18 protein-coding genes are annotated in these 22,385 nt (G+C 61.5%); 6 read left to right on the forward strand and 12 right to left on the reverse strand.

Annotated features, from left to right (window positions below; all coding sequences use genetic code 11):
- Window positions 1-8 precede the first annotated feature (8 nt).
- From I5L79_RS02980 to I5L79_RS03005, 6 genes are all read right to left on the reverse strand, one after another.
- On the reverse strand, window positions 9-3,479 hold the full coding sequence (locus tag I5L79_RS02980; protein ID WP_196953522.1) for an Ig-like domain-containing protein: 3,471 nt from the start codon (window positions 3,477-3,479) through the stop codon (window positions 9-11).
- A gap of 442 nt (window positions 3,480-3,921) precedes the next feature.
- A complete protein-coding gene (gene rfbD, locus I5L79_RS02985; RefSeq protein WP_196953523.1) occupies window positions 3,922-4,776 on the reverse strand; it encodes a dTDP-4-dehydrorhamnose reductase in 855 nt (284 codons plus the stop codon).
- Between the two features lie 30 nt (window positions 4,777-4,806).
- Window positions 4,807-5,757 (reverse strand): TIGR03915 family putative DNA repair protein, encoded by a 951-nt coding sequence (locus tag I5L79_RS02990; protein WP_196953524.1) that lies wholly within the window; start codon window positions 5,755-5,757, stop codon window positions 4,807-4,809.
- 9 nt (window positions 5,758-5,766) lie between these two features.
- A complete protein-coding gene (locus tag I5L79_RS02995) occupies window positions 5,767-6,645 on the reverse strand; it encodes an alpha/beta fold hydrolase (protein WP_196953525.1) in 879 nt (292 codons plus the stop codon).
- Window positions 6,646-6,692: 47 nt separating this feature from the next.
- Window positions 6,693-6,872: a hypothetical protein gene (locus I5L79_RS03000; protein WP_196953526.1), complete on the reverse strand. Its 180-nt coding sequence runs from the start codon at window positions 6,870-6,872 to the stop codon at window positions 6,693-6,695.
- Between the two features lie 77 nt (window positions 6,873-6,949).
- Entirely contained in the window at window positions 6,950-8,215 is a 1,266-nt protein-coding gene (locus tag I5L79_RS03005; protein WP_196953527.1) for a putative DNA modification/repair radical SAM protein, read from the reverse strand.
- Between the two features lie 243 nt (window positions 8,216-8,458).
- Here I5L79_RS03005 and I5L79_RS03010 point away from each other — a divergent pair, with 243 nt between their 5' ends.
- The 6 genes from I5L79_RS03010 to I5L79_RS03035 all read left to right on the forward strand — a co-directional run bounded on the left by I5L79_RS03010 (window position 8,459) and on the right by I5L79_RS03035 (window position 15,928).
- Entirely contained in the window at window positions 8,459-10,360 is a 1,902-nt protein-coding gene (locus tag I5L79_RS03010) for a BamA/TamA family outer membrane protein (RefSeq protein ID WP_231402693.1), read from the forward strand.
- 150 nt (window positions 10,361-10,510) lie between these two features.
- Window positions 10,511-11,344, forward strand: coding sequence for a CvfB family protein (locus I5L79_RS03015; protein ID WP_196953528.1), 834 nt, complete (start codon window positions 10,511-10,513; stop codon window positions 11,342-11,344).
- A gap of 86 nt (window positions 11,345-11,430) precedes the next feature.
- Window positions 11,431-12,105, forward strand: a complete 675-nt coding sequence (locus I5L79_RS03020) for an NAD-dependent epimerase/dehydratase family protein (protein WP_196953529.1) — start codon at window positions 11,431-11,433, stop codon at window positions 12,103-12,105.
- Window positions 12,106-12,177: 72 nt separating this feature from the next.
- Window positions 12,178-12,738, forward strand: a complete 561-nt coding sequence (locus tag I5L79_RS03025) for a hypothetical protein (protein WP_196953530.1) — start codon at window positions 12,178-12,180, stop codon at window positions 12,736-12,738.
- A 261-nt stretch (window positions 12,739-12,999) separates the two neighbouring features.
- Window positions 13,000-14,367: a T9SS type A sorting domain-containing protein gene (locus I5L79_RS03030; protein WP_196953531.1), complete on the forward strand. Its 1,368-nt coding sequence runs from the start codon at window positions 13,000-13,002 to the stop codon at window positions 14,365-14,367.
- Between the two features lie 154 nt (window positions 14,368-14,521).
- A complete protein-coding gene (locus tag I5L79_RS03035) occupies window positions 14,522-15,928 on the forward strand; it encodes a T9SS type A sorting domain-containing protein (RefSeq protein WP_196953532.1) in 1,407 nt (468 codons plus the stop codon).
- A 73-nt stretch (window positions 15,929-16,001) separates the two neighbouring features.
- Here the strand turns inward: I5L79_RS03035 and I5L79_RS03040 are convergent, their stop codons facing one another.
- The 6 genes from I5L79_RS03040 to I5L79_RS03065 all read right to left on the reverse strand — a co-directional run bounded on the left by I5L79_RS03040 (window position 16,002) and on the right by I5L79_RS03065 (window position 22,313).
- Window positions 16,002-16,232, reverse strand: a complete 231-nt coding sequence (locus tag I5L79_RS03040; RefSeq protein WP_196953533.1) for a hypothetical protein — start codon at window positions 16,230-16,232, stop codon at window positions 16,002-16,004.
- Window positions 16,233-16,299: 67 nt separating this feature from the next.
- On the reverse strand, window positions 16,300-17,301 hold the full coding sequence (locus I5L79_RS03045; RefSeq protein ID WP_196953534.1) for a DUF4249 domain-containing protein: 1,002 nt from the start codon (window positions 17,299-17,301) through the stop codon (window positions 16,300-16,302).
- Window positions 17,302-17,314: 13 nt separating this feature from the next.
- On the reverse strand, window positions 17,315-19,678 hold the full coding sequence (locus I5L79_RS03050; RefSeq protein WP_196953535.1) for a TonB-dependent receptor: 2,364 nt from the start codon (window positions 19,676-19,678) through the stop codon (window positions 17,315-17,317).
- Between the two features lie 169 nt (window positions 19,679-19,847).
- A complete protein-coding gene (locus tag I5L79_RS03055) occupies window positions 19,848-20,276 on the reverse strand; it encodes a hypothetical protein (RefSeq protein WP_196953536.1) in 429 nt (142 codons plus the stop codon).
- A 210-nt stretch (window positions 20,277-20,486) separates the two neighbouring features.
- A complete protein-coding gene (locus I5L79_RS03060; RefSeq protein ID WP_196953537.1) occupies window positions 20,487-21,122 on the reverse strand; it encodes an OmpH family outer membrane protein in 636 nt (211 codons plus the stop codon).
- Window positions 21,123-21,233: 111 nt separating this feature from the next.
- The gene (locus I5L79_RS03065) at window positions 21,234-22,313 is read right to left on the reverse strand and encodes a succinylglutamate desuccinylase/aspartoacylase family protein (RefSeq protein ID WP_196953538.1); all 1,080 of its coding nucleotides are present in this window, start codon (window positions 22,311-22,313) and stop codon (window positions 21,234-21,236) included.
- Between the last annotated feature and the right edge of the window lie 72 nt (window positions 22,314-22,385).

Raw genomic sequence — 22,385 nt, forward strand, 5'->3', positions numbered from 1 at the left:
CAGAAAGTTTACCGGCTTATCACCAGGCGCTTGGCTACGGCTTCCTTGTCCGTTATTACCCGAATGAGGTAAACGCCATTAGCCAGCTCCATTGCGTTCAGTTCCAGCGCTACTGGCTGGTTACCGGCCGCGCGGCCCGCGCCGATGGTGCGGAGGCGGGTGCCTTTCAGATCGTACAGCTCTGCCGTGTAGCCCGTAGCCTTCGTGGTAGTAAAGGAAATACCCGTGCGGCCTGCGCTGGGGTTGGGGAATACGGCTACGCTAGTGAGGCTGCTGGGCTGCTTGCTGGCCGTGGTGGTAGCGCAGCTCGTGCCTACCGTGTAGCTATGTGGGGTAGCGGCCGTGTTCTTTTCCGGTCCGCCAGCCCCTACCTGGTAGGTGAAGTACACACTCGTAACGGTACCGCTGGCAATGGCTTTGGTGAAGGTGAAGTCACCGGCGTCGTTCTTGGTCATGGGGTAACCCGGGTAAGCTCCTTCTGCTCCTTCCCGGATGTAAATCAGGGCCAGGGTGCCACCGGCCGTAGCGCCCAGTGGGTGGAAGGTAAAGGTCACATTCTCGCCCATCGTTTCGGCCTTGAAGCTGTAGTCCTCGGTGGTGAAGCAGTACCCTTCGGTGCCAGTGCTGCTGCCGGCTACCGTCACACTTACAGCTGCCGAGGTAGTGGTAGCTCCCGCGTTATCGGTGGCTTTGGTCGTGAGGCTGTAGGTGCCGGCGGCTACGCTCGTCCACTCATAGGAGTACGGGGCCGAGGTATCTTCCCCAAGCTTGGTGGTGCCCTGGAAGAACTCTACTTTGCTCACGGTGCCATCGGTATCGGCCGCATCCGCGGTGATGGTGATGGTAGCCGGGGCCGTGTAACTCACCGACGCCGCTGGCGCCGTGATGCTCACGCTTGGGGCCGCATTGGTAGCCGTGCCGCAGTTCTGGCCTACGGTGTAGGTATGCGGGGTGGCAGCGGTGTTTTTCTCCGGTCCGCCGGCCCCTACCTGATAGGTAAAGTAGAAGCTGGTAGCTACCCCGTCGGCAATGGGGCGGGTGAAGGTGAAGTCGTCCGCGTCGTTTTTGGTCATAGGGTAGCCCGGGTAGCCGCCCACGCCGCCTTCCTGAATGTAGATCAGGGCGAGGTTGCCGCCGGCGGTAGCGCCTAGCGGATGGAAGGTGTAGGTGACGCTGCCGCCTTGGCTGAACACCTCGTAGCTGTAGTCGCCGCTGGCGGCGGTGCCGGTGCAGGCCACGGCTTTCACCGCTACGGCCACGGCCGCGGAGGTAGTCGTGTACCCGTCGTTATCGGTAGCCCGGGCGGTAATGCTATAGCTTCCGGCGGCTACGTTCTTCCACTCGAACGAGTACGGAGCCGAGGTGTCTTCGCCCAGCTTGGTGTCGCCATTATAGAACTCCACTTTACTTACGGTGCCGTTGGCATCCGCCGCTGTAGCGGTGAGCGTGATGGTCGTAGGAGCCGTGAACTTGTCGGTAGCTACGGGGCTGGTCAGAGTAACCGTTGGTTTCACCGGGTCCGCCACCGTGATGCTCACGGCGGTGGACGTTTTCACCGCGCCGCCGTTGTCGGTGGCTTTGGCCGTGAGGCTGTAGGTGCCGGTCGCCGCGCCCGACCACGTGTAGGTGTAAGGGCTGGTCATGTCGGTAGCCAGCAGCGTGGTGCCCTGGTAGAAGTCTACCTTATAGATGGAGCCATCCGTATCGGCGGCCGTGGCCGTAAGCGTGATGCTGGCGGGCGTGAGGTAGCTGGTTTTGTCGGTAGTCAGAGTCACCGTGGGCGCGGCGTTGTTGGGTGCCGCCACAAAAACCGTTACCGGCTTGGAGGTAGTCACGGCGCCTTCGTTGTCGGTGGCTTTGGCCGTAAGCGTGTACACGCCGGCGGTGGCGCCCGTCCAGGTAAAGCTGTAAGGAGCTGAAGTGTCCTCGCCCAGCTTGGTGGTGCCTTGGTAGAACTCTACTTTCGCTACCGAGCCATTTTCGTCGGCGGCCGCGGCTGTGATAGTTACGCTGGCGGGCGTGGTGACTATGGCATCGGCCGTGGGCGCGGTAATGGATACGGTAGGCGAAGGATTCGCCGCTACGCCCCCGCTCAGGCGCATATCGTCAAAGTAGAAGTCGGCGTTGCTGGTGGCCGGGTCGCCGGCAAACATAAACAGACTGGTCATGGAACCCAGGTCGATGTGCATGCCCACGTTGGGCTGGTCGAAGGCGCTGAGCGGTATGGTTACCTCGTGCCAGGCACCATCGCGCACCAGCCCGTATTGAGCCGCACCATTCGCCGGGAAGTTGATCCAGCTTTCCCCATGCCCGCTTTTCACGCCAATCTTGAACTGGCCTTTGTAGCTGCTCTTAAACTGAAACTTGAGGGCGCCGTTCTCGGCGAAGTTGAGCATGTTCAGCGGCGCGTGGTCGACGCCCATGCCAAACCAGCTGCCGCTCGCGGCCCGCACGGCCAGCACCTCACTGCCTTCGTAGGCAGTTGGGGCCGGGTCGAGGTTGACCAAGTTGTTCCAGTAGTACAGCTCCGCACCCTCGCCAAACTTCAGCTTGTCGGTGATGGACGCCTTTTCGGTGTAGATGCCAAATTCGCCGGCGTAGGCGTGCTCCTTGGCCAGGTACAGCTCGTCGCTAGGATTCTGGTAGAGCTTCAGGTAGTCCACCATCATCTTAGCCGGCAGCGGAGCCGTAATGCCGCCCACACTGGGAATGCCCGTGTAGTTGCCGCCCACGGCCAAGTTCAGCAGGATGTACTGCTGCTTGTGGAACTCCTCCATGTCGTTTTCCGTGGCTTTGGAAATGTCCACCACGAAGTACTGGGTGCCATCAATGTACATTTTGATGGCCTGGGCATCCCACACCATTTTGTACACGTGGTAGTCGTCGGTGAGGTCGGCGGTGCCTTTGTAGGTCTGACCATAGTCGGCCTGAGTACCCTTGTAGCTCCAATGCACGGCCCCGCTCATCCAGTTGTTCACGTTATTGGGGTACGAAGCCTGCGCGCCCATTTCCATGATGTCAATTTCGCCGCTGGCGGGCCAGGTGCCGGTGGTGCCCAGCAGCCAGAACGCGGGCCAGAGGCCGTTTTTCAGGTTGGGGACTTTGATGCGGGCTTCGAGCGTTCCGTACTTGAACTGCACGCGCCCAAAGGTTTTCAGGCGGGCGGAAGTGAATTCCTTGGTCTGGAATTTCTCCTTGCGGGCCTCAATCACGAGGCTGCCGTTTTCCACGCGGGCATTTTCGGAGCGGCTGGTGTAGTACTGCAACTCCTGGTTGCCCCAGCCGCAAACGCCCCGTTCACACCCGTCGCCGAAGTCGAAGGTCCAGGTTTCGGGGTTGATGGCGTTGCCGTCGAAGTTTTCCTCCCAGACCAGCGTCTGGGCATTGATGGTAAGGGCGCTGCCGAGCAGGGCCGCCCCCGCCAGCAGCGGGCGCGCCAGGCGGCGCCAAAGGTGGGCAGTAGTAGTCGTTTGGTTCATGCGTGGTGGGGATTAGTAGATGAGTTTGTTGCTGCTTATTAGCCTATGAAATCAGGCTTATTTTCCTGTCCGACCCAGCACATAGCGAAAGCCTATTCAGCTATAGGCCGAGGCTGGTGCCGGTTTCCTCTGAATTGGTGAGGCCTTCTGCTTGCGCTTAAAGCGCAAACCCAGCTCGGGTGGTTTTTTCCATTTACTTTCCTTTAGCCGCCGTACCCAAGCCAATACAAGGTTTGTACGTGTGCGGCAAGCGTATAAACAGGACTCTCGATTGGATTTATGGCTGGGTTCATACCTCGTAAAATGGGTTCAAATGGCCAGAAAACCAATTTTTCTTGCTCGACTACCTTCCTATCCTCCAGCCATACGCACACAAGAAAGCCCCGCTTGGCAGCTACTAAACTGCCAGGTGGGGCCTTGGGCTCCTACGCTGCAATAGGTCTTAAGCCAGCCGGCTTAGGCAAACTTTCAGGCTTTCCCGCCAGTGCGGAATAGTCAGCCCCAAGGTTTTTTTCACTTTGGTTTTGTCCATCACGGAAAAAGCCGGGCGCGTGGCTTTGGTAGGGTACTCGGCCGTGCGGATGGGCACCACCCGGGTAGAGAGGCCGCCCAGCTCGAAAATGGCCGCCGCGAAATCGTACCAGGACGTGACGCCCTCGTTGCTGTAGTGGTAGAGCCCATAGGCCGTGCTGCCGCTCTGGATGACGTGCAGCAGGCAGCCGGCCAGGTCAATGGCGTAGGTTGGCGTGCCAAGCTGGTCCCAGATAACGCGCATTTCTTCCCGCTCGCGGCCAAAGCGCAGCATCGTTTTCACGAAGTTGCCAGCGTACTCAGAGTACAGCCAGCTGGTGCGAAGAATAAAATACTGGCTGGTGTGCCGCGGAATAACTTCCTCGCCTTCGAGTTTGGTGAGGCCGTACACACTAATGGGCGCGGCTTCGTCGGTTTCCGTGAGGGGCTGGTTGCCGGTGCCGGCGAACACAAAGTCGGTGGAAATGTGCAGCAGCGTGGCCCCAAACTCCCCACACAGGCGGGCCAGGTTTTCAGCGCCGTCGCGGTTCACGCGGCGGGCCAGGTCTACCTCATCCTCGGCCTTATCCACAGCCGTATAGGCGGCGCAGTTGATGATGTAGCTAGGCTGGTAGCGGGTAAAGGTTTCGCGCAGAGCTGCAGGTTCCAGGATGTTGGCCTGCTCCTCGGGCAGAAACACGATATCCGTCAGGTTGCGCTGCTGCGCTACATGTTGCAGGCATTGGCCCAGTTGACCGCCGCCACCGAAAACAAGAGTAGAACCCATAAAATCAGGAAAGAAAGGAATAGGCGCAAATTAGCCTTTTTCCTCCTCCGCCCGCTCGCCCTGCCCTATTGCCGGACTTCCAGGCTGCACCGGCCGCTTGTTGCGAATAGCTTCAAAGCGCTGCTCGCGGGGCTGCTTTTCGCTGAGGTAGCGCCAGTAGCGCAGCGGCATGTGGCGGCGGTGCAGCTTCAGGTTTTTGCGCTCCGGAATATTCACGTGGTCGAAATACGCCTGCCAGAGCAGCTGAAACAACGGCTCCCGCTCGTCCAGCACCGTAGCTGACACCGACGCGCTGTGCCGGGGCGAAGCGGAGTCAAACTCCACTACGTCGGTATGGTGCAGGTCGTAGTAGAGGCCATAGCGACGGCGCCGGTCGTAGATCAGCCAGCGCTGGTCGGCGTAGCGGGTGGTGAAGTGGGCGGCAATAAGCGGCAGCACGTCAAAATCGGGCTCGATGGTGGCGTGGAACAGGCCATCCTGGGTTTTCTCGAAGCGTACGAAGGCCTCCATACGGTGCTTTTCGCGGTACATCTGCTGGGCCAGGCGCTGCACGCGGCGCACGTTGTCGTCGGCGTAGTTTTCCGAGATGTCGCGGCCGGTGCGCATAGCCAAATCAGCGTAGCGAAAAATCAGCAGCTCCCGGTCAGACGCTTCGCTCAGAAACACGTGAAACAGGCGCATGCGGGCATCTTTATCCACATAGCGCAGCAGGTTTTTCCACACCCGCGCGGCCAGCGCCTCGTCGGTAACTACCGATACGGGCTGCGCAAACAAGCCGCCCTGCACCGCGCCGTGGGGCTGAATGCTGTTGGGCGCGGCCTGGCGGTCATACACCGTGAACAAGACCGTCAGCAGGCCCTCAAACGTGCCGTCGTAGGAGTAGTCGAGCGGAGCGTTGTGCAGACTTGGAGCCTTCCTGCGCGGGTTGGCGGCGCTTGGCACCGGAGCTGACGATTGAGACGCAGGCAGAAATCGCGGCATATGCAGCAGTTAGACAGATGGAAAATCCGGCAGTTCCGGCCCCAGAAACTTTAGCAGCAGCCGGTTCACTTCGGCGGACTCTTCCTGGTGCAGCCAGTGAGTTGCCTGATCGAAATACGTTAGCGTGGCCTGGTCGCAGTGGCGCAGGCTGAGTTGGGCCAGCTCCGGCTCCAGAAACGCATCCTGTCGGCCCCACAGCACCTGAACCGGAATGGTTACACGACCCGTACGCGAGGGATGGCGCAACGCGGCGCGATACCAATTAATCATGCTCGTCAGCGCCCCCGGCTGCGCCCACGCGGCTACGTAGTGGCTCAGCTCCTCAGTCGGAAAAGTCCCTGGCCGGCTCGTGCCCCGGAGGCTGCCACGCCCAAACCGGAACCGCCGGCGCCGAAACAGCCACTCGGGCAGCCCGGGCAGCTGGAAAAAGAACACGTACCAGCTTTTCAGCAGCTGGCGCGGGGCCTGCCTCAGCACCTGCCCCAGCGCCCTGGGGTGCGGTACGTTCAGGATAACGGCCCGCGAAATCCGGTTGGAATGCTCTGCCGCCAGCCACCACGCCACAATGCCGCCCCAGTCGTGCCCAACTAGAATGGCCTGCGCGTGTCCGGCCGCGTCGAGCAAGCCCAGCACGTCTTTGCCCAGCTCCGACAGACGGTAGGCCGCTACCCCCGTGGGTTTGTCGCTGAGATTGTAGCCGCGCTGGTCGGGCGCCCACACCCGGAAACCTGCCGCGGCCAGGACAGGCAACTGGTGCCGCCAACTGTACCAGAATTCGGGAAAGCCGTGCAGCAACACGACCAGCGGCCCGCCGGCGGGCCCGCACTGCACCACGTGCAGGGTGCGGCCGTTGGTGCGAACGTAGTGGTGCTCGAGTGGAAAAGTCATGCTCTGCCTACCCGGCCGCGACCGGAAAGGTTATGCCAGGCGGTCCGCTAAGCGGCCTGCTGCTCCTGGCGGGAGGCATTGGCCTGGGCGGCCCGCTGGTGCATCTGCCGCACCAGCGGCAGCAGTTCTGAGAGCTTGCAGCAACACGCCAGACGCGCTACTTTTTCCGACTTAGCCATGTGAGTTGGAGCGGCCGACGCGTCGGCACCGCGGTGAGAAACAGTCATGATGATTGTTTTAAGTTGATTGTTGTTGGTTGTTAGATTCGTGGCTGGCCCCAGGACCAAGCAAAGTCAAACACCAGCTAGGAAGCCTGGGCAAACAGATCGAGCTGCTGGGTGACAAGGGCCGAGCGGACAGAGCCGGCCCCGAACAGAATCTGGCGGCGGATGGCTTGCTCGTCCAGCTCCCGGCGCTCCAGGGCCTGGCCGCGGCAGGTGAGGAAGAACTTGGCCCGCTTGAGTACCACCCCGAACTTGTGCAGGTGGTCGAGGGTGAGCGGGGCAAAGCGCCGGGCCGCCACAATACGCTTGGCCGAGCGGGCCCCTACGCCGGGAATGCGTAGAATCATTTCGTAGTCGGCGGTATTCACGTCCACCGGAAACACGTGGCGGTTGCGCAGGGCCCAGGCCAGCTTGGGGTCTATTTCCAGATCGAGGAAGGGATGTGCGGGGTCCAGGATTTCATCGGCCTGAAAGCCATAGAAGCGCATCAGCCAGTCGGTCTGGTAGAGGCGGTGCTCCCGGATCAGGGGCGGCTGCGTGACCTGCGGCAGGCGGGCGTCGTCTGTGACGGGAATGTAGCCCGAGTAGTACACGCGCTTGAGGCCGTAGCCTTTATAGAGCGAGTCGGACAGGTTGATGATCTGCAGGTCGTTTTCCGAGGAAGCGCCCACGATGAGCTGGGTGCTCTGGCCGGCCGTGGCAAACTGCGGCACCTTCTTGAACAGGGACTTTTCTTCCTTGTTCTGGATGATGCCGTCCCGGATCTGCGCCATTGGCGTCAGGATTTCCTGGTAGTTTTTCTCAGGGGCCAGCGTGGTTAAGGCCATTTCTGAGGGCAGCTCGATGTTCACGCTCAACCGGTCGGCGTACAGGCCGGCTTCCTGAATCAGCTCCTCCGAAGCGCCTGGAATGGCCTTCACGTGGATGTAGCCGTTGAACTTGTGCTCCGTACGCAGCTTTTTGATGATGCGCACCAGTCGCTCCATCGTGTAGTCGGGCGAGGAAAAGATGCCCGAGCTAAGAAACAGGCCTTCGATGTAGTTGCGGCGGTAGAAATTCATGGTCAGGTCCACTACCTCATCCACCGTAAAGGCGGCGCGCTTCACATCGTTGGAGCGGCGCGACACGCAGTAGGCGCAGTCGAAGATGCAGTGGTTGGTGAGCAGGATTTTCAGCAAGCTCACGCAGCGCCCGTCCTCGGTGTAGGAGTGGCAGATGCCCATTCCCTCGGCATTGCCCAGGCCTTTATCTACGTTTTTGCGCTTGCCGCCGCTGCTGGAGCACGATACGTCGTACTTCGCGGCGTCTGCCAAAATACTTAGCTTTTCCTGGATTCGCTCGTTCATTGGGGGCGGTTTCTGGGCTTAAAAATACTCCTTTGCTCTTTGCTACGCAATAGAATACAAGGCTAATTTTTTTAGAATCGTTCCGCTGGTGGCATCAACTTTCCCAAGAGCCGACCGGCCTTTTCGTTCGGGCTCTGCCAACCTGATTGGGCAACCTGCTGCTCTTCTGCTTGCCTGCGCGCGGCAAGCATGTGCATCAAAGCCGGCGAGGCTGTATCTTGCCCGATCTGCCGTGGGAATGCTATGAACTATGTGGCCTGGATTGGGGGAGTTTTGCTGGCGCTGGGCATGGTGCTGCCCGCCGCGGCTCAGCAGCCCGTGCCCACGGCCGCGCCCGACACCATCAGCGAAACCCGAGCCGACTCCCTGCGCCGCCGCTTCGACGAGGAAAAGCTGCTCAACCAGCTTAAGGCCTATACCAAGCGCAAAACCATTGCCGGCAAAGCTGCGGCGGCCCTGTTCAACTTCACGGAGCGGCGCGAGGAAAAGGCCGGCCTCGATGCCGAGCTGCTGAACCGGCAGTACGACCGGCACAACTACAAAATCGTGCGGCGCATTAACATCCGCACCCTCGACGCGTTCGGCTACCGCATCAACGACCCCAGCCGGATGCCGCGCAACCTGCTGGAAAAAGGCGGCAACGCGCTGCACATCAAAACTTCCCGGGCGCGGGTGCGGCAGGTGCTGCTGTTTCGGCGCGGCGACGAGCTGGAGCCCCAGGCGCTGTCGGAATCGGAGCGTCTGCTGCGCCAGACGGCCGAGCTGCTGGACGCCCGTGTGTTCGTGAATGAGCAAACCAGCTCCCGCGACAGTGTGGACATCGAAGTGGTGACCAAAGACGTATTCAGCCTGAGCGGCTCGGTGCAGCTGCGCGACGTCGCGGCCGGCGTTATCGGGCTACGCGACGTGAACTTCCTGGGCCAGGGCCACCAATTCCGCAACCGCTACGAGTACGGCCGCAGCACCGATGGGCAGGTAGGCTCGCAGCCCTGGCGCTACGAGGGCAGCTACCTCGTGCCGTTCCGCTACTTCCTGAATGCCCAGGCCAACTACCTCAACGAAACCCGGCGCCGCCAGGGCGGCCTGCGCGTCACCCGCGACTTTTACTCCATCACCACCAAGTACGCGGGGGGCCTCAGCTACGATTTTTACGACCTGATGCCTTCTGTCAGCGGGATGGGCACCCCGGAAGACCCGTACGTGTTTAAGCCCGTCACCTACAACGTGCAGGATATGTGGCTGGGCCGCTCCCTGCGCCTGAAAAGCTACGACCTGGGCTACGAAAACCCCGGCCGGCTGATTGTCTCGGGCCGCTCGATTCGCACCGCCTACTCCCGCAGCTACGACCCGCTCCAGCGCGACAACGTGCTGCTGCTGGGCACAGTGGGCTACAGCGTGCGGCGCTATTATAAGGACACCTACCTGTTTGGCTTCGGGCGCACCGAGGATATTCCGACGGGCACCCTGGCCAGCCTCACGGCCGGCTACGAATTTAACGGCACAGCCAACCGCCGCTACTACGGCCTGCAGCTGGCGGGCGCCGGCTACCACCCACGCCGGGGCTACCTGTATATGCGCGGCGAGGTAAGCTCTTTTATCCAGGGCCGGCAGAACGACTGGCAGCAGGGCCTCGTCAGCAGCGAAATCCTCTACTTCACCCGCCTCTACCACACCGGCAACTTCCAGTGGCGGCACTTTTTCTGGAACCGTTCCCTCATCGGTATCAACCGGCGGCCCGATGAGCGGCCCCTCTCGATTGAAGGAGAGCGGGGCTTGCGCGGCTTCACCTCCGATGGCAACCTGCGCGGCACCAGCCGCTTCGTAGTGAACTACGAAACCACTGTGTACACGCCATTTTCGTTTCTGGGCTTCCGGGTGGCGGCAGTGGGCTTTCTGGACGCGGCCTGGCTGAACACCAAGCCGGGCCGGGCGCTACCCTTCAGCGAGGCGCCGTATACCGGTATCGGCATCGGGCTGCGCTTCCGCAACGAGTACACCGTGCTGCGCACCTTCCAGCTGCTGCTGGGCTTCTACCCGCGCGGGCAGTACACCAACAACGGCCTGCGCATCTTCGAAAACGCCCGTCCCTACTACGACTTCAGCGGCTTCACCTTCGGCCAGCCGGGCATTACGCGGTATGAGTAAGACCTGCCGTCCGCGCGAGGCCTTTTGACGCCTGCATATCGTCTGCTGAGTCGCCTGCTGGCAGGTCGGCGGCTTGTTTGACATTCCTCTACCTTTGCGTTGGGGCCGGAATCAGACTACGGCTCTGTTTTCCGCGCAATTCCTACCCTTATGCAACTCGGCGATTTTAACGACCTGGAAGTAGCCCGCGAAGTTGATTTCGGGATGTACCTGACCTCCGACGACGGCGACCTGCTGCTCCCGCGCAAGTACATTCCCGAAGGGACCCGCGTGGGCGACGTGGTGCGCGTGTTTGTGTACCGCGACTCGGAAGACCGGCTGATTGCCACCAACCTGGAGCCTTACGCCCGCGTGGGTCAGTTTGCGGCCCTGAGCGTGCGCGACGTGACGCCCACCGGCGCCTACCTCGACTGGGGCCTGGAAAAAGATTTGCTCCTGCCTTACCGCAACCAGCGCCGCAACCTGCGCCCCGGCGAGCGGACCACGGTGTTTGTGTACCTCGACGAAACCACGGACCGCATTGTGGCCTCGGCCAAGTGGGAGTGGTTTCTCAGCGACCAGCCCTACCCCGGTAAGGAGGGCGACGCGGCCGACCTGTTCGTGGCCGAGGAAACCGACCTCGGCTACAAAGTCATTGTGGATGGCACCCACCAGGGCCTGCTCTACCACAACGAAGTGTTCAAGCCCCTGCGCCTGGGCGACGTGCACACCGGCTACGTGCGCCGCGTGCGGCCCGATGGCAAGCTGGATCTGAGCCTGCAGAAACCCGGGTTCGATGAGGCCCTGGACGTGGCCGAGCAGCTGCTGACGGCGCTTCGCCAGGCCGGGGGCTCCCTCCCACTGTCCGATAAAAGTGAGCCGGACGACATTTACCGCCGCCTGGGTATCAGCAAAAAGGTGTTCAAAAAAGCTTTGGGCACGCTGTATAAGCGCGGGCTGGTGCAGCTTTTCCCCGAGCACACCCAGTTGGTAGCCGAGAGCTAAATTAGCGGGCAGCTATGTAGCCCCACACGCCTTTTTTGCGTAAGGACGGCCGGTAGCCTGGTAGGTTTCCGGTTGTTGCTCTTGCCATGAAAATTCAGAAAACCGCCCTTATTGCCGGCGCCAGCGGCCTGGTAGGCCAGCACCTGCTGCCCTTGCTGCTGGCCAGCGACCGGTATGCCAAAGTAATTGCGGTAGGCCGGCGGGCGCTGCCATTGGTGCACCCCAAGCTGGAGCAACGCGTGGTAGACTTCGACCACCTGGAGGAGCACCGCCTGCGCCTGATTGCCGACGATGTGTACTGCTGCCTGGGCACCACCATCCGGCAGGCCGGCTCCAAAGAGGCCTTTTACAAGGTCGATTACCTGTACGTAGTGAAGCTGGCCGCCCTCACGGCGGCCAATTTCGCGGCCCAGCTGATGGTAGTGTCGGCTATGGGTGCCGACGCGGACTCGCGCTTTTACTACAACCGCGTGAAGGGCGAAATGGAAGCGGCCGTACGCCAGACGCCGTTTCGGGCCATTCACCTCTTCCGGCCCTCCCTGCTGCTGGGCGAGCGGGCCGACAAGCGTCTCGGCGAGCAGGTAGGCGCCGTGGTGCTGGGCCTGGTAAAGCCCCTGCTGGTAGGGCCACTGCGCAAGTACCGGGCCGTATCGGCCGAGGCGGTAGCGCAGGCTATGCTGGGCGCTGCCGGGCAGGATGGAGGCGGTAGCCGGGTATACCTGTCGGATGAAATTGCCCGCGGTATTCGGGCCGACGGCTAAGGCGGCCGGCTCATTGGCGGGTCGGGTGTTACCTTTGTGGTTCACCAGTTCGTTTATTTCCTCTTAGTGCGCATGAAAAAGAATGTAATGGTTGCCCTGCTGATGGTGCTTTTGGCTGGCACCAGCGCCTGGGCCCAGAAAAAAGGCAGTGACGGTGGCGCCGGCTATGGTACCGGCGTAGGCCTGCGGGCCGGCGGCTATTCCTCGGGCCTCACCCTGAAACACTTTCTGAGCGGCAAGAACGGCGTAGCTCTCGAAGCCCTCGTCACGACGGAATATAAAGCTAAAGGTGCCCGTCTCACGCTCCTGCTCGAAAAGCAGAACGCCATCAAGGACATAAAAGGCCTGGCTTACTACTATGGAGCTGGTGCCCACGTGGGCGCTTACCGGGGGCGTTACTATTATGATGAAGTGCGCTACTACAAGCACAAGGGCCGTACCTACTACACGCGGTATTACAACGATGATTCGCGCTACGTAGCCGCCGGCGCTGACCTGATTCTGGGCCTGGAGTACAAGATGCCCGACCTGCCCTTCGTGCTCGGCGTCGACTACAAGCCCTTCTTCGAGGTGTTTGATGGCAACGCGGGCGTGTACCATGATGCAGCCCTGAGTTTGCGCATTATCCTGTAGCCTCCCGGCGACAAACGCAGCCAGCCGAAACCGGCGGTGGGCCTTCAGGTCTGCTGCCGGTTTTTTTATGGACTCCTGGTTGGCTTGCAGCGGGGCTTCACTTCAATATGTGAGGCGCGGGGGCGCCTCCCCCGGGCTTGAGCCGCCACTCCACATACTTATGTGATTGTGCCGCGCACGTGCCAGCCAGACCTTTGTGTTGCTGGTCCCGCTGCTTCCTGCACGGCCCGGCTTCCGCTCTGTCACCCTTCTTTTTCTGCTATGAAAACTCTTCGACTCTTTTTGCTGGCCGCTGTGTGCGGCTTAGCAGCCACTACCGCGCAGGCGCAGCACAAGGCGCAGGCCTACCTGCGCCGCGCACTGCCCGCCGCCCTCCACAGTGCTGTGCAACTGCCTACCCGCACGCCTTGGCACGAAAAGCAGGCCGTGCAGGCCAAAACCACCGTGTACCGGCCGGGCCAGTCGGTGACCTATGCCTGGAATGAGGAAGAAGAAAAATGGGAAGATGCTCAAATGGCCGCCTTCACATATGATGCCCAGGCCCGACCTTCGCAGATCGTGTATTCGGACTCCGTCAGCAAGACTCCGCTGATGCGCCAGGGCTACACCTTCGATGGGCAGGGCCGGCCCTCGATTCTGAAGATCGAGGTCTGGCTGGGCACGAAGTGGAGCAACGCCTCCCAGCTTCTTTTTGGGTATGATGCGCACGGCGACCTGATTTCGTTTGCGACGGAGGACTGGGTAGGTACGGCCTGGGTACCCGCGCAAAGCTCCCGCTTTATTATTACCCGCAACGCTCAGGGTCTTAAGCAGGAAGTGGTGGAGGAAGAATCCAAGAACAACGGCCCGTATACCAAGGCTACCCGCGAGGTGTATACCGTCAGCAATGGCCGCTATACCGACGTTACGTACCAGTTCTGGAACAAGACGGCCTGGGTAAATGAAAGTCGGGAGCGGAACTTCACCTGGGCCAACTGGGCCACGCTCACGCCGGCCTCCTACGAAGAGCAGGAGTGGGAAAACAACGCCTGGAAAGACGTTTTCCGCCACACCTTCACCTACGCCGGCAATGGGGGCAGCACCGAAACCCTGCAGATCCGCGAAAACAACGCCTGGGTGAATGACTCGCAGGAGTCCTTCCTGTTCGACAGCTTTGGCAACGAAGCCGGCCAACGCGAAGAATTCTGGAATGGCACCGCGTGGGAAACTTCTTCGGAAACCCGCCAGGTGCTCACGTATGGCCCTAACAACCGCGTGCTGCGCTCCGTGGAGCAGGACCTTGATCTGAGCGACGACTCGTTCGATAACACCTCCCGCACCAACCACAGCGCCTTCCAGTCGTTTGTCATTACCGCCAGCCGGCCGGCCACCCGTACGCACAGTGGCAGCGTATACCCCAACCCCGCCACCGAGAGCGTAACGCTGGCGGTGAGCGGCCTGCGGCAAACGGCACCCATGCAAACAGAACTGCTCAATAGCCTGGGCCAGGTAGTGCGCACCCTGACCCTGCAGCCTCACCAGGGCAGCATCCGCCAGCAGGTGGATGTGCAGGGCCTGCAGGCCGGGCTATACACCCTTCGGCTGCACACCACAGAAGGCCCCTTAGCTTATCCGCTTATCAAGCGCTAAGCGCCCTCAGTAGTGCGTTGGCAGGCTCCATCCGGGTTCGGGATGGAGCCTGTTCGTTTTTTATTCCGCCGGCAAGCAACTTGCGCATGCGGTGTTGAGTCGATACATTAGCTTTTCAATCATTGCCGTACGGGCTTCACTTTTCCATTTTTATATGCGTTTACCCCTACTTTTTGTAGCCGCTGGACTGTCTATTCAATCCGTTGTAGCTCAATCGGCTCACCACGCGGCCCCGCATTTCCCTAAGGCCCAGCTTGGCACCAAGGCCCTGCGCGAGCAGCTGCGTGAGCTGCCCCGCACCGCAGTACCCGTACTGCCCACCACTAAGCGCCCCACAGCCAAGCGCCAGCCCCAGGCGCCCGTAGTGCCCTACCAGGGCCACGCCTACAACTGGGAAGCAGGCGAAGATGGAGCCGCTGGCAAATGGGTGGATGCCGCCCACGTGCAGTACACCTACAACGCCAATGCACAGGTAACGCAAGAGGTGTATACCGACTCCATCACCCACGAAAACCTGTCGCAGACGCTCAATACCTACAATGCGCAGGGTGTGCAGACGGAGTCCATCCAGCAGGATTGGGACGGCAAGGCCTGGGAAAACTACGAACGCACCGCTACTACCTTCGACGCTCAGCAGATGGTCACGGAAGAGGTGACGCAGGAATGGTCTGGCACTGCCTGGGAAACCTATGAGGGTAGCAAGTACGAAAACACCTATAACGCGGCCAAGCAGCTCACCAGCCGGGTTACGAAGGAGTATGATGGGGAAGCAGGAGCCTTCATCAATGCGCTGCGGGAAACCTACGTGCTGGGCACTGACGGCAAGCCCACCCAGATTACCTTCGAAGAATGGGCAGATGATGCCTGGGAAGTATCATACCGCCACACCGACATCGTATGGCACGATTACACCCTGGGCCAGGCACGTTCCTACAACTTTCAGGAGCTGGACAAGAAAGACTGGGTAACCACTGAGCGTTTCAGCGCTACCTATACCGCTACGGGCAGCGTGGCCACCACCGAATACCTGGAAGGCGAAAACTGGATTGCGTACATGCGCGACACCGAAACCCGCGATGAGCACGGCAACCTGGCCGAGCTGAAGCTGGAAGACTGGAACGGTGACTCCTGGGAGTACTTCTACGGCATCAAAAACGCCTCGCGCTACAATGCAGCCGGCAACCTCATTCAGCAGGCCACCCAAGTGGTATATCCGTTCTTCGGCCTTGAGGAGTACACTCCGCTGCAGATGAACACCTTCACCGACTTTAAGGAGGTAGCCCTCAGCAGCAAGGCCCGGGAACTGGCGGGGCGCACCAGCCTCTACCCCAACCCTGCCACCGACGCTGCCACGCTGGAGCTGCCGGCTCTGCGGCAGGCTGGTATGGTACGGGTAGAAATCCTCAACGGGGTTGGTCAGGTGCTGCGCACCTCCACCGTACGCACGCAGCCAGGCGCTACCCGCGCCACGCTGGAGCTGAGCGGCCTGCCGGCCGGCGTGTACCTGGTACGCGCCCACACCCCGGAAGGCACCGTGACCAAGCGCCTCATGCACCGCTAAGATTCTGTTGCAGACTCAAAAAGCCCCGCCAGCTAAGCTGGCGGGGCTTTTTTCTTGATGTTACTACTTCGTTCTACCGTACCATTATCACCCGGCCCGGGCGCCGGTAGTTGGTACGGTGGTAGTAACGGCGCGGGGGCGGTAGCGGGCGGGCCCGCACCACCGCCGGGGCCGCCTGCACTACCACTACACGATGGGGAGGCGGGGGCCCTGCCACTACGGGAGCAGTGGCCACGCAGGAAGAAACTGAGAAGCTCAGCCCAAACAGCAGAGCCAGTGCCAGAAACAACGGATGATTACGCATAAGCCAGAACAGTGAGGAGGAAACAACCCTGGCTTGGATGTACCTAGCAGCGCCGGGTTTAATCGGGTTACTGGATAGGTATCCGGTAGGTCACGTCCGTAGCGCCGCCAAACAGACCGTAGCCGTGGCGCACGTTGGAGGCCAGCGGCGCGGGCTCGGCAAACGGGTTGCCGTCACTATCCCGGTAGCGCTTCACCGACTGGTAAAAGTCGTAGGCTTCGCGGGTGAGGGTGCTGATGGTGACTTCCACGAAGGCCGGCGGCCGGTACTGCGGCTGGCCCGGCACGTAGCCGCCCGAAGACCAGGCCCGCACGTTCTGGGTCAGCGAAATGGTGCGGCCGTTCACGTTCAGGTCGGCGTACACTTCGGGCTGGGTGTTGTAGCTTTCCGAGAGCTGGAACCGCTCAATGGAAATGCCGCTGTCGTCCTCCGGGTCGTTTTCATAGTCGTTGCTCAGTACGCCCCAAAGCCGGCCATCGGTGTCCAGCACGCGGGCCGTAGCCACGTAGTAGTCGGCAGAAGCCGCCGGGTCGGGCACGCTCACGCTCAGGCGGCCCATTACGGAATGTTCGCCCTGGCCCGGGCCGGGCGCCCGGCGCACAAAGCTGCCAGCACTTACCGTGGCCGGCGCCGGTAGCGTGAGGCTGCTCTCGGCCGTTTCCATCCCCGGCATGGAGGCCCGCAGCGTATAGCGGTGCCCGGGATACCCCGCAAAGCCGTACTGGGGCACGTAATACGCGTCGATGCTGTCCTGGCTGACGGGGTTGTAGTAGCGGTAGCGCCCCCGGAACCGCTCCACCACCTGCCCATTGGCATCCAGCAGCTCCACGGTAGCATCTGCCGGCTGACGCACCGGCTTGGTAGTGAATATGTTCTGGCTCACACTCACCGTCAGCAGGCGGTGCGGGTAGGTTTGCCAGTACAGCGAATCGGGCACCTGGTTGCTGAGCACGTAGCTGAGGGCCAGCCGGGGCGTGTGCTCGGGCATGGGCACATCCACGGCCATTTCGCAGGCGGTCAGCATGGTTGGCAGCACTACGGCCACCGTCCGGAATAGAGTAAGTTTCATAGCGGACAAGGCGTTAGAAGCGGAAGCTTTTGCTGAAGGATGGGATAATGGGAAACAGCGAAATCTGCCGGTAGGAGGGCTTTATTTCGTTGCCATTGACATCGGTGCCGCCCTCGTTTAGGTACAGGTAGTAGGGATTTTTGCGGCTGTAGGCGTTGTAGAGCGAGATGCTGTTGACGACTTCACCCCAGCGCTTTTTCTTGGTGTGGCTTAGGTCCAGGTCCATGCGGTGGTAGGCGCGCATGCGGTAGGAGTTGCGCGGGCCGTAGTCGTCGTACTCCTCGTACACGCCCAGGCGGTAGCGGCCCTGTGCCAGCGTCACACCGTTGCCGGTGCCGTACACCCAGGTGCCCGAGAGCAGCAGGTTTTCCTTGAGCTTATGAATGACCACGAGCGAGGCGTCGTGGCGCCGGTCGTACTTGAAGGGAAACAGGCGGCCCTGGTTTAGCTCCGGAAACTTCCGTTCACTCCAGGCCAGGGTATAGCCAATCCAGCCGGTGGTGCGGCCGCTTTTCTTCTGCAGGAATATTTCGCCCCCGTAGGCCCAGCCCCGGCCGCTCGTTACTTTGCTTTCCCAGTTGTTGTCGGTAGTGCCCAGGAAGCTGGCGCCCTCGCGGTACTCGATGAGGTTGTGCATGGGCTTGTAGTAGGCTTCCATGCTCAGCTCGTAGTCCTGCTCGTGGTGGCGCAGGGTGCGGGCCGCCCCCACGCTCAGCTGCTGGGCGCGCTGGGGTCGGATGGTTTTGGTGGCCGGCACCCACAGGTCGGTGGGCAGCCCAATGCCACTATTGGTGAGCAGGTGAATAAACTGGGTGGTGCGGGCATATGAGGCCTTGAAGGCCCACTCCGGCGTGAGCAGAAAGCGGGCCGCCAGCCGGGGCTCCAGCGAGGAGTACAGCTTGCCTTGCACCCCAAACGTGTTCAGGCGCAGGCCCCCGTTTACTTTCAGCCGTTCACTTATCCGGTAGTCGTCCTCCGCGTACAGCGAAGCCTCATGCGCCCCCAGCTGGGCCACGGAGTTGAAGCTGCTCAGCTCCTCGGAGCCCTTGGCCTGTAGGGCGCCCGGCTTAAAAGAGTGCCGGATGTACTGCCCGCCGGCCCGGATGTAGTGGTCGGGTGAGGGCAGATAGTCCAGGTCTGATTTCAGGCTGATGTCGCGGATGTTGGAAAAGTAGCGCAGGCTGGTTTTGTCGGTTTGCCCGCCCCGGCGGCTTTCGTCTTCCACCCCAATGTTGAACTGGTACTTGCTGTACGTGAGGTGGGTGTTGAGAAACAACTGGTTGTTGAGCACCCGGTTCCAGCGCAAAGCTGCCGTGAGGTTGCCCCAGCCCAGGCCGGCCTTCAGGCTGCTGTAATCGTCGTTCTGCTGCCGGTCGCGGATGCGGGAGTAGAACTTGTCGTAGCCCGTGTAGGCGCTCAGGTACACCCGGTCGCGGGAGCTGATTTTCCAGTTGAGCTTGCCGTTCAGGTCGTGGAAGAAGTAGCCCAGAGAGCCGCTGCTGTTGTCACTGGCCAGGGCCGCCTTGATAAGAGGCTGGGCCAGCAGATCGATGTAGGTACGGCGGGCCGAGAAGATAAAGGAGGCCGTGTCTTTCTTGATGGGGCCTTCCAGCGTGATTTTGGAGGCAATGATGCCCACGGCGCCCTCGCCCTGGAACTTCTGCATGTTGCCCTCCTTCATCGAAATATCGAGCACCGACGACAGCCGCCCGCCGTAGCGCGCCGGAAAGCCGCCCTTGATCAGCTCCACATTGTTGAGCGCATCGGCGTTGAATACCGAGAAAAAGCCGAACAGGTGCGAGGCATTGTACACCGGCGTGCCATCCAGCAGAATCAGGTTCTGGTCGGGGGAGCCGCCGCGCACGTACAGGCCGCTGGTACCCTCGCCTCCACTCTGCACACCCGGCAGCAGCTGCAGCACCTTCAGCACGTCTACCTCGCCCAGCAGTGCCGGCAGGGTTTTGATCTGGGTGATGGGCACGTTGATGGTACCCATGCGGGTGCTCTGCGCAATCTTCTCTTCCCGGCTCCCCACTACCTCCACCCCGGCCAGCTCCGCCGACAGCGGCTGCAGCCGAAAGTCGTGCGTCTGGTTGGTGCCGGCGGGCACGGCCCAGCGGGCTTTCTGGTAGCCCAGGTAGCTTACCAGCAGCCGCACCGAGTCGGGAGCGGCGGGCAAGGTGAGCGAGTAGAAGCCGTAGGTGTTGGTGGCCGTACCCTGGCCCGAGGCCGGATGCACTACGGCCACGCCAATCAGGTTTTCGCCGGTAGCGGCGTCGCGCACGTAGCCGCTGATGGTGTGCTTTTGCTGGGCCTGCGCCAGACCGGGCAGCAGTAGCAGCAGGCCCGGCAGCCAGCCGCGTAAACGTAGTTTCATAGCTGAGGATAAAGGAAAACAGAGCGGCAGGAAGATGACCTCTTGCTCCTGGCAAGAGTCCGGGCTGTGCAGGCAGGTTGCAGCGCGCCTCGGAAAAGTGTTGCGCAAAAAAACACCCTCCGGCCGTTCTCAGCCAGAGGGTGCCGGGCTTCCAGGCGCGGCGGCCCGATTAGTCTTTGGAAGCGGTGGCAATGCGCACAATAGCCAGCAACAACCCTACGCCCAGCACAATCCACAGGGCTTTGCTGGACTTGCCTTTGCGCCGCTTTACCGGCTGCAGGGCCACGGCGGCCTCGTGCGCCGGCGCTACGGTTCTGTGGGGAGCGGCAGGCACAGAGGCCACCACGGCAGGCGCTGGCCCCGTAACCGGGGCACTGGCCAGCACAGCGGCGGCCTGTTGCGCCGGGGCTCCCAGGGAAGCAGGGGCCGCAGCCAGGCTAGCCTGCGGGGCATCGGCAGCCGGCTCCGATGTCGGCGCTACGGGCATTGCCGCATAGGTGGGCACGGCGGGGCGAAACGCGTATTCGGCGCGCTGACAGCTGCCCAGCAGGGCGGTCAACAGCAAGCCGTATAGGAAAGAAGGATATGGGTTACGCATATGAAAAGATAAAAAGTGGCCCCTCCTGAATCCTGTATTCAATCGGGTAAGCCGAAAGATAACGTTACGGCGCACCTTCCCCAAGCCGCGTCCGGTTATTTCCCGGCTCAGCATCAGCAGCTTTGCGCCGCTACCACTTCTCCCTGACGCACAAAGCCCCCGACGCTGGCAGCATCAGGGGCTTTATGGTTACCGCGCAACGGCAACACCTTACTTCTTCTTGTAGGCGGCGTTCAGGTCGGCCAGCACTTCCTTGGTGATGTCGATGTCTTTGCGGCCATAGGCTATGGCGCCGCCGGGCGCCGAAATCAGGATGAGGCGGTAGCCATTGGCTTTGCCGTAGGCTTCCACCTGCTTGTCTACACGGTCCAGCACCTGCTTGGTCATGCGGGCTTCTTCCTCGGCGGCCTGCTGCTGCAGCTTCTGCTGCTCCTGCCCCCCCTTGATGCGCTGCATCTCCAGTTGCTGCTCGGTGGCGGCGCGCTGCTCTTGGGTGAGGGCCCCGGCCGTTTGCTGGTATTTCTGCACGGCGCTCTGGAACTGGCGGCCGATGGCGTCGTTCTGGGCACTCCACTTTTTCACTTTCGCCTCGAAGGCTTTGCGGGCATCCTTCATGGCTTGGTAGCCGTCGAGCAGCTTTTCCGACTCCACGTAGGCTACTTTATCGGTGTCGGCTACCGCTTCCAGGGCAGAGGTGGCCTGGCTAGTAGAGTCGGTGCTGATGGCTACTTTGCGGACCGGAGCCGCCGGGGCAGCCGTGGGCTTGCTGGCAAAGTGCAGGTAAAACAATACGGCCACGGCAATGACCAGTACCGCGTCAATAACGAGGCGCAAAGGGTTGTTCATTAGAAAAAGAAAGAAAAAACGGGTAAGCAGCCGGTCAATGGCTCCCCAAAGAAACGGAAAATGCGGCAAGCTGCCGCATCCCCTACCCTCGAACTACCTCAGCCCGTGCCATCAGACCTGGGCGGGCTGCTCGTTCGCGTCGGGTTCATCGTCTTCCGGCTCGGGCTCGGTGGGGCGACTGGGCTTTTCCTCGAAGGGCGGGCTCAGATCTACCCGGCTGAAGGCAGCATCGGTGCGGCCAATGTGCAGCAGCGCGTCGCCCTGGTTTACCACGGGCATGTGGTTGAGCCCTACCACGTAGCCGCTCACCATCGACTCCAACTTCACCGACATCTGCCCGTAGGGGTCGGTGATGGTACCGAACACCTGCCCTTTTTCCAGGTAGTCGCCCAGCTGCACATCGGCCCGAAACAGCCCCGCGAATTTGGCCCGTAGCCAGGTATGGCGGGGGCAAATGATGCCGGGCCGGGCCACCGGGGCGGCGGGCGGGGCCATGCCCAGGTGGTGCAGCACCCGAAACGTGCCCGCCAGCGCCAGCTCAATCCCAGCCTCGTCAAACCGCAAAGACTCCCCGGTTTCGTACACAATAATGCGCCTTCCCTCCCGCATGGCGGCCTCGCGCAGGGAGCCCGGCCGCAGCCCCGAGTGCAGCGTGAATGGGGCGCCGAATGCGGCCGCCAGGGCATCGGTTTCGGCATCTTCGCCCAGCAGGCACCGCACCTGCGGAGCATTGGAGCGGGCCGCGCCCCCCGTGTGGAAATCGATGCCGTAGTCAACTAAAGGCATGATTTCGCGCATGAAGCGGTGGGCCACGCGGCTGGCCAGGGAGCCGCGCGGGTTACCCGGAAACGAGCGGTTCACGTCCTTGCCGTCGGGCACCTCCCGCGAGAAGTTCAGGAAGCCGTAGATGTTGAGCAGGGGAATGGCAATGATAGAGCCCCGCAGTGGCCGCAGCAGCTCCCGCCGGATCAGGCGCCGGATGGTTTCCACCCCGTTCACCTCGTCGCCGTGCATGCCTGCCATCAGCAGCACTGTGGGGCCGGGCTCCGTGGAGCGGTACACGTTCACGGGCACATCAATGACGGTTCCTGAGGGCAGCTTGGAAATCACCAGCCGCGTGGTGGCCTGCTCGCCCGGCTTAATGGTGAGGCCATTGAGGTGAAAATCGGCGGGCGTGGCGGATGAGGTCATGCAGGAGAGAAGCAAGCCAAGGCAGGAAACATAGTTTTTCTACTAGGCAATGAAATGTAGGCTTCCCTGCCC

Origin of the sequence: Hymenobacter guriensis (assembly GCF_015773195.1) — a bacterium.
Taxonomy (GTDB): domain Bacteria; phylum Bacteroidota; class Bacteroidia; order Cytophagales; family Hymenobacteraceae; genus Hymenobacter; species Hymenobacter guriensis.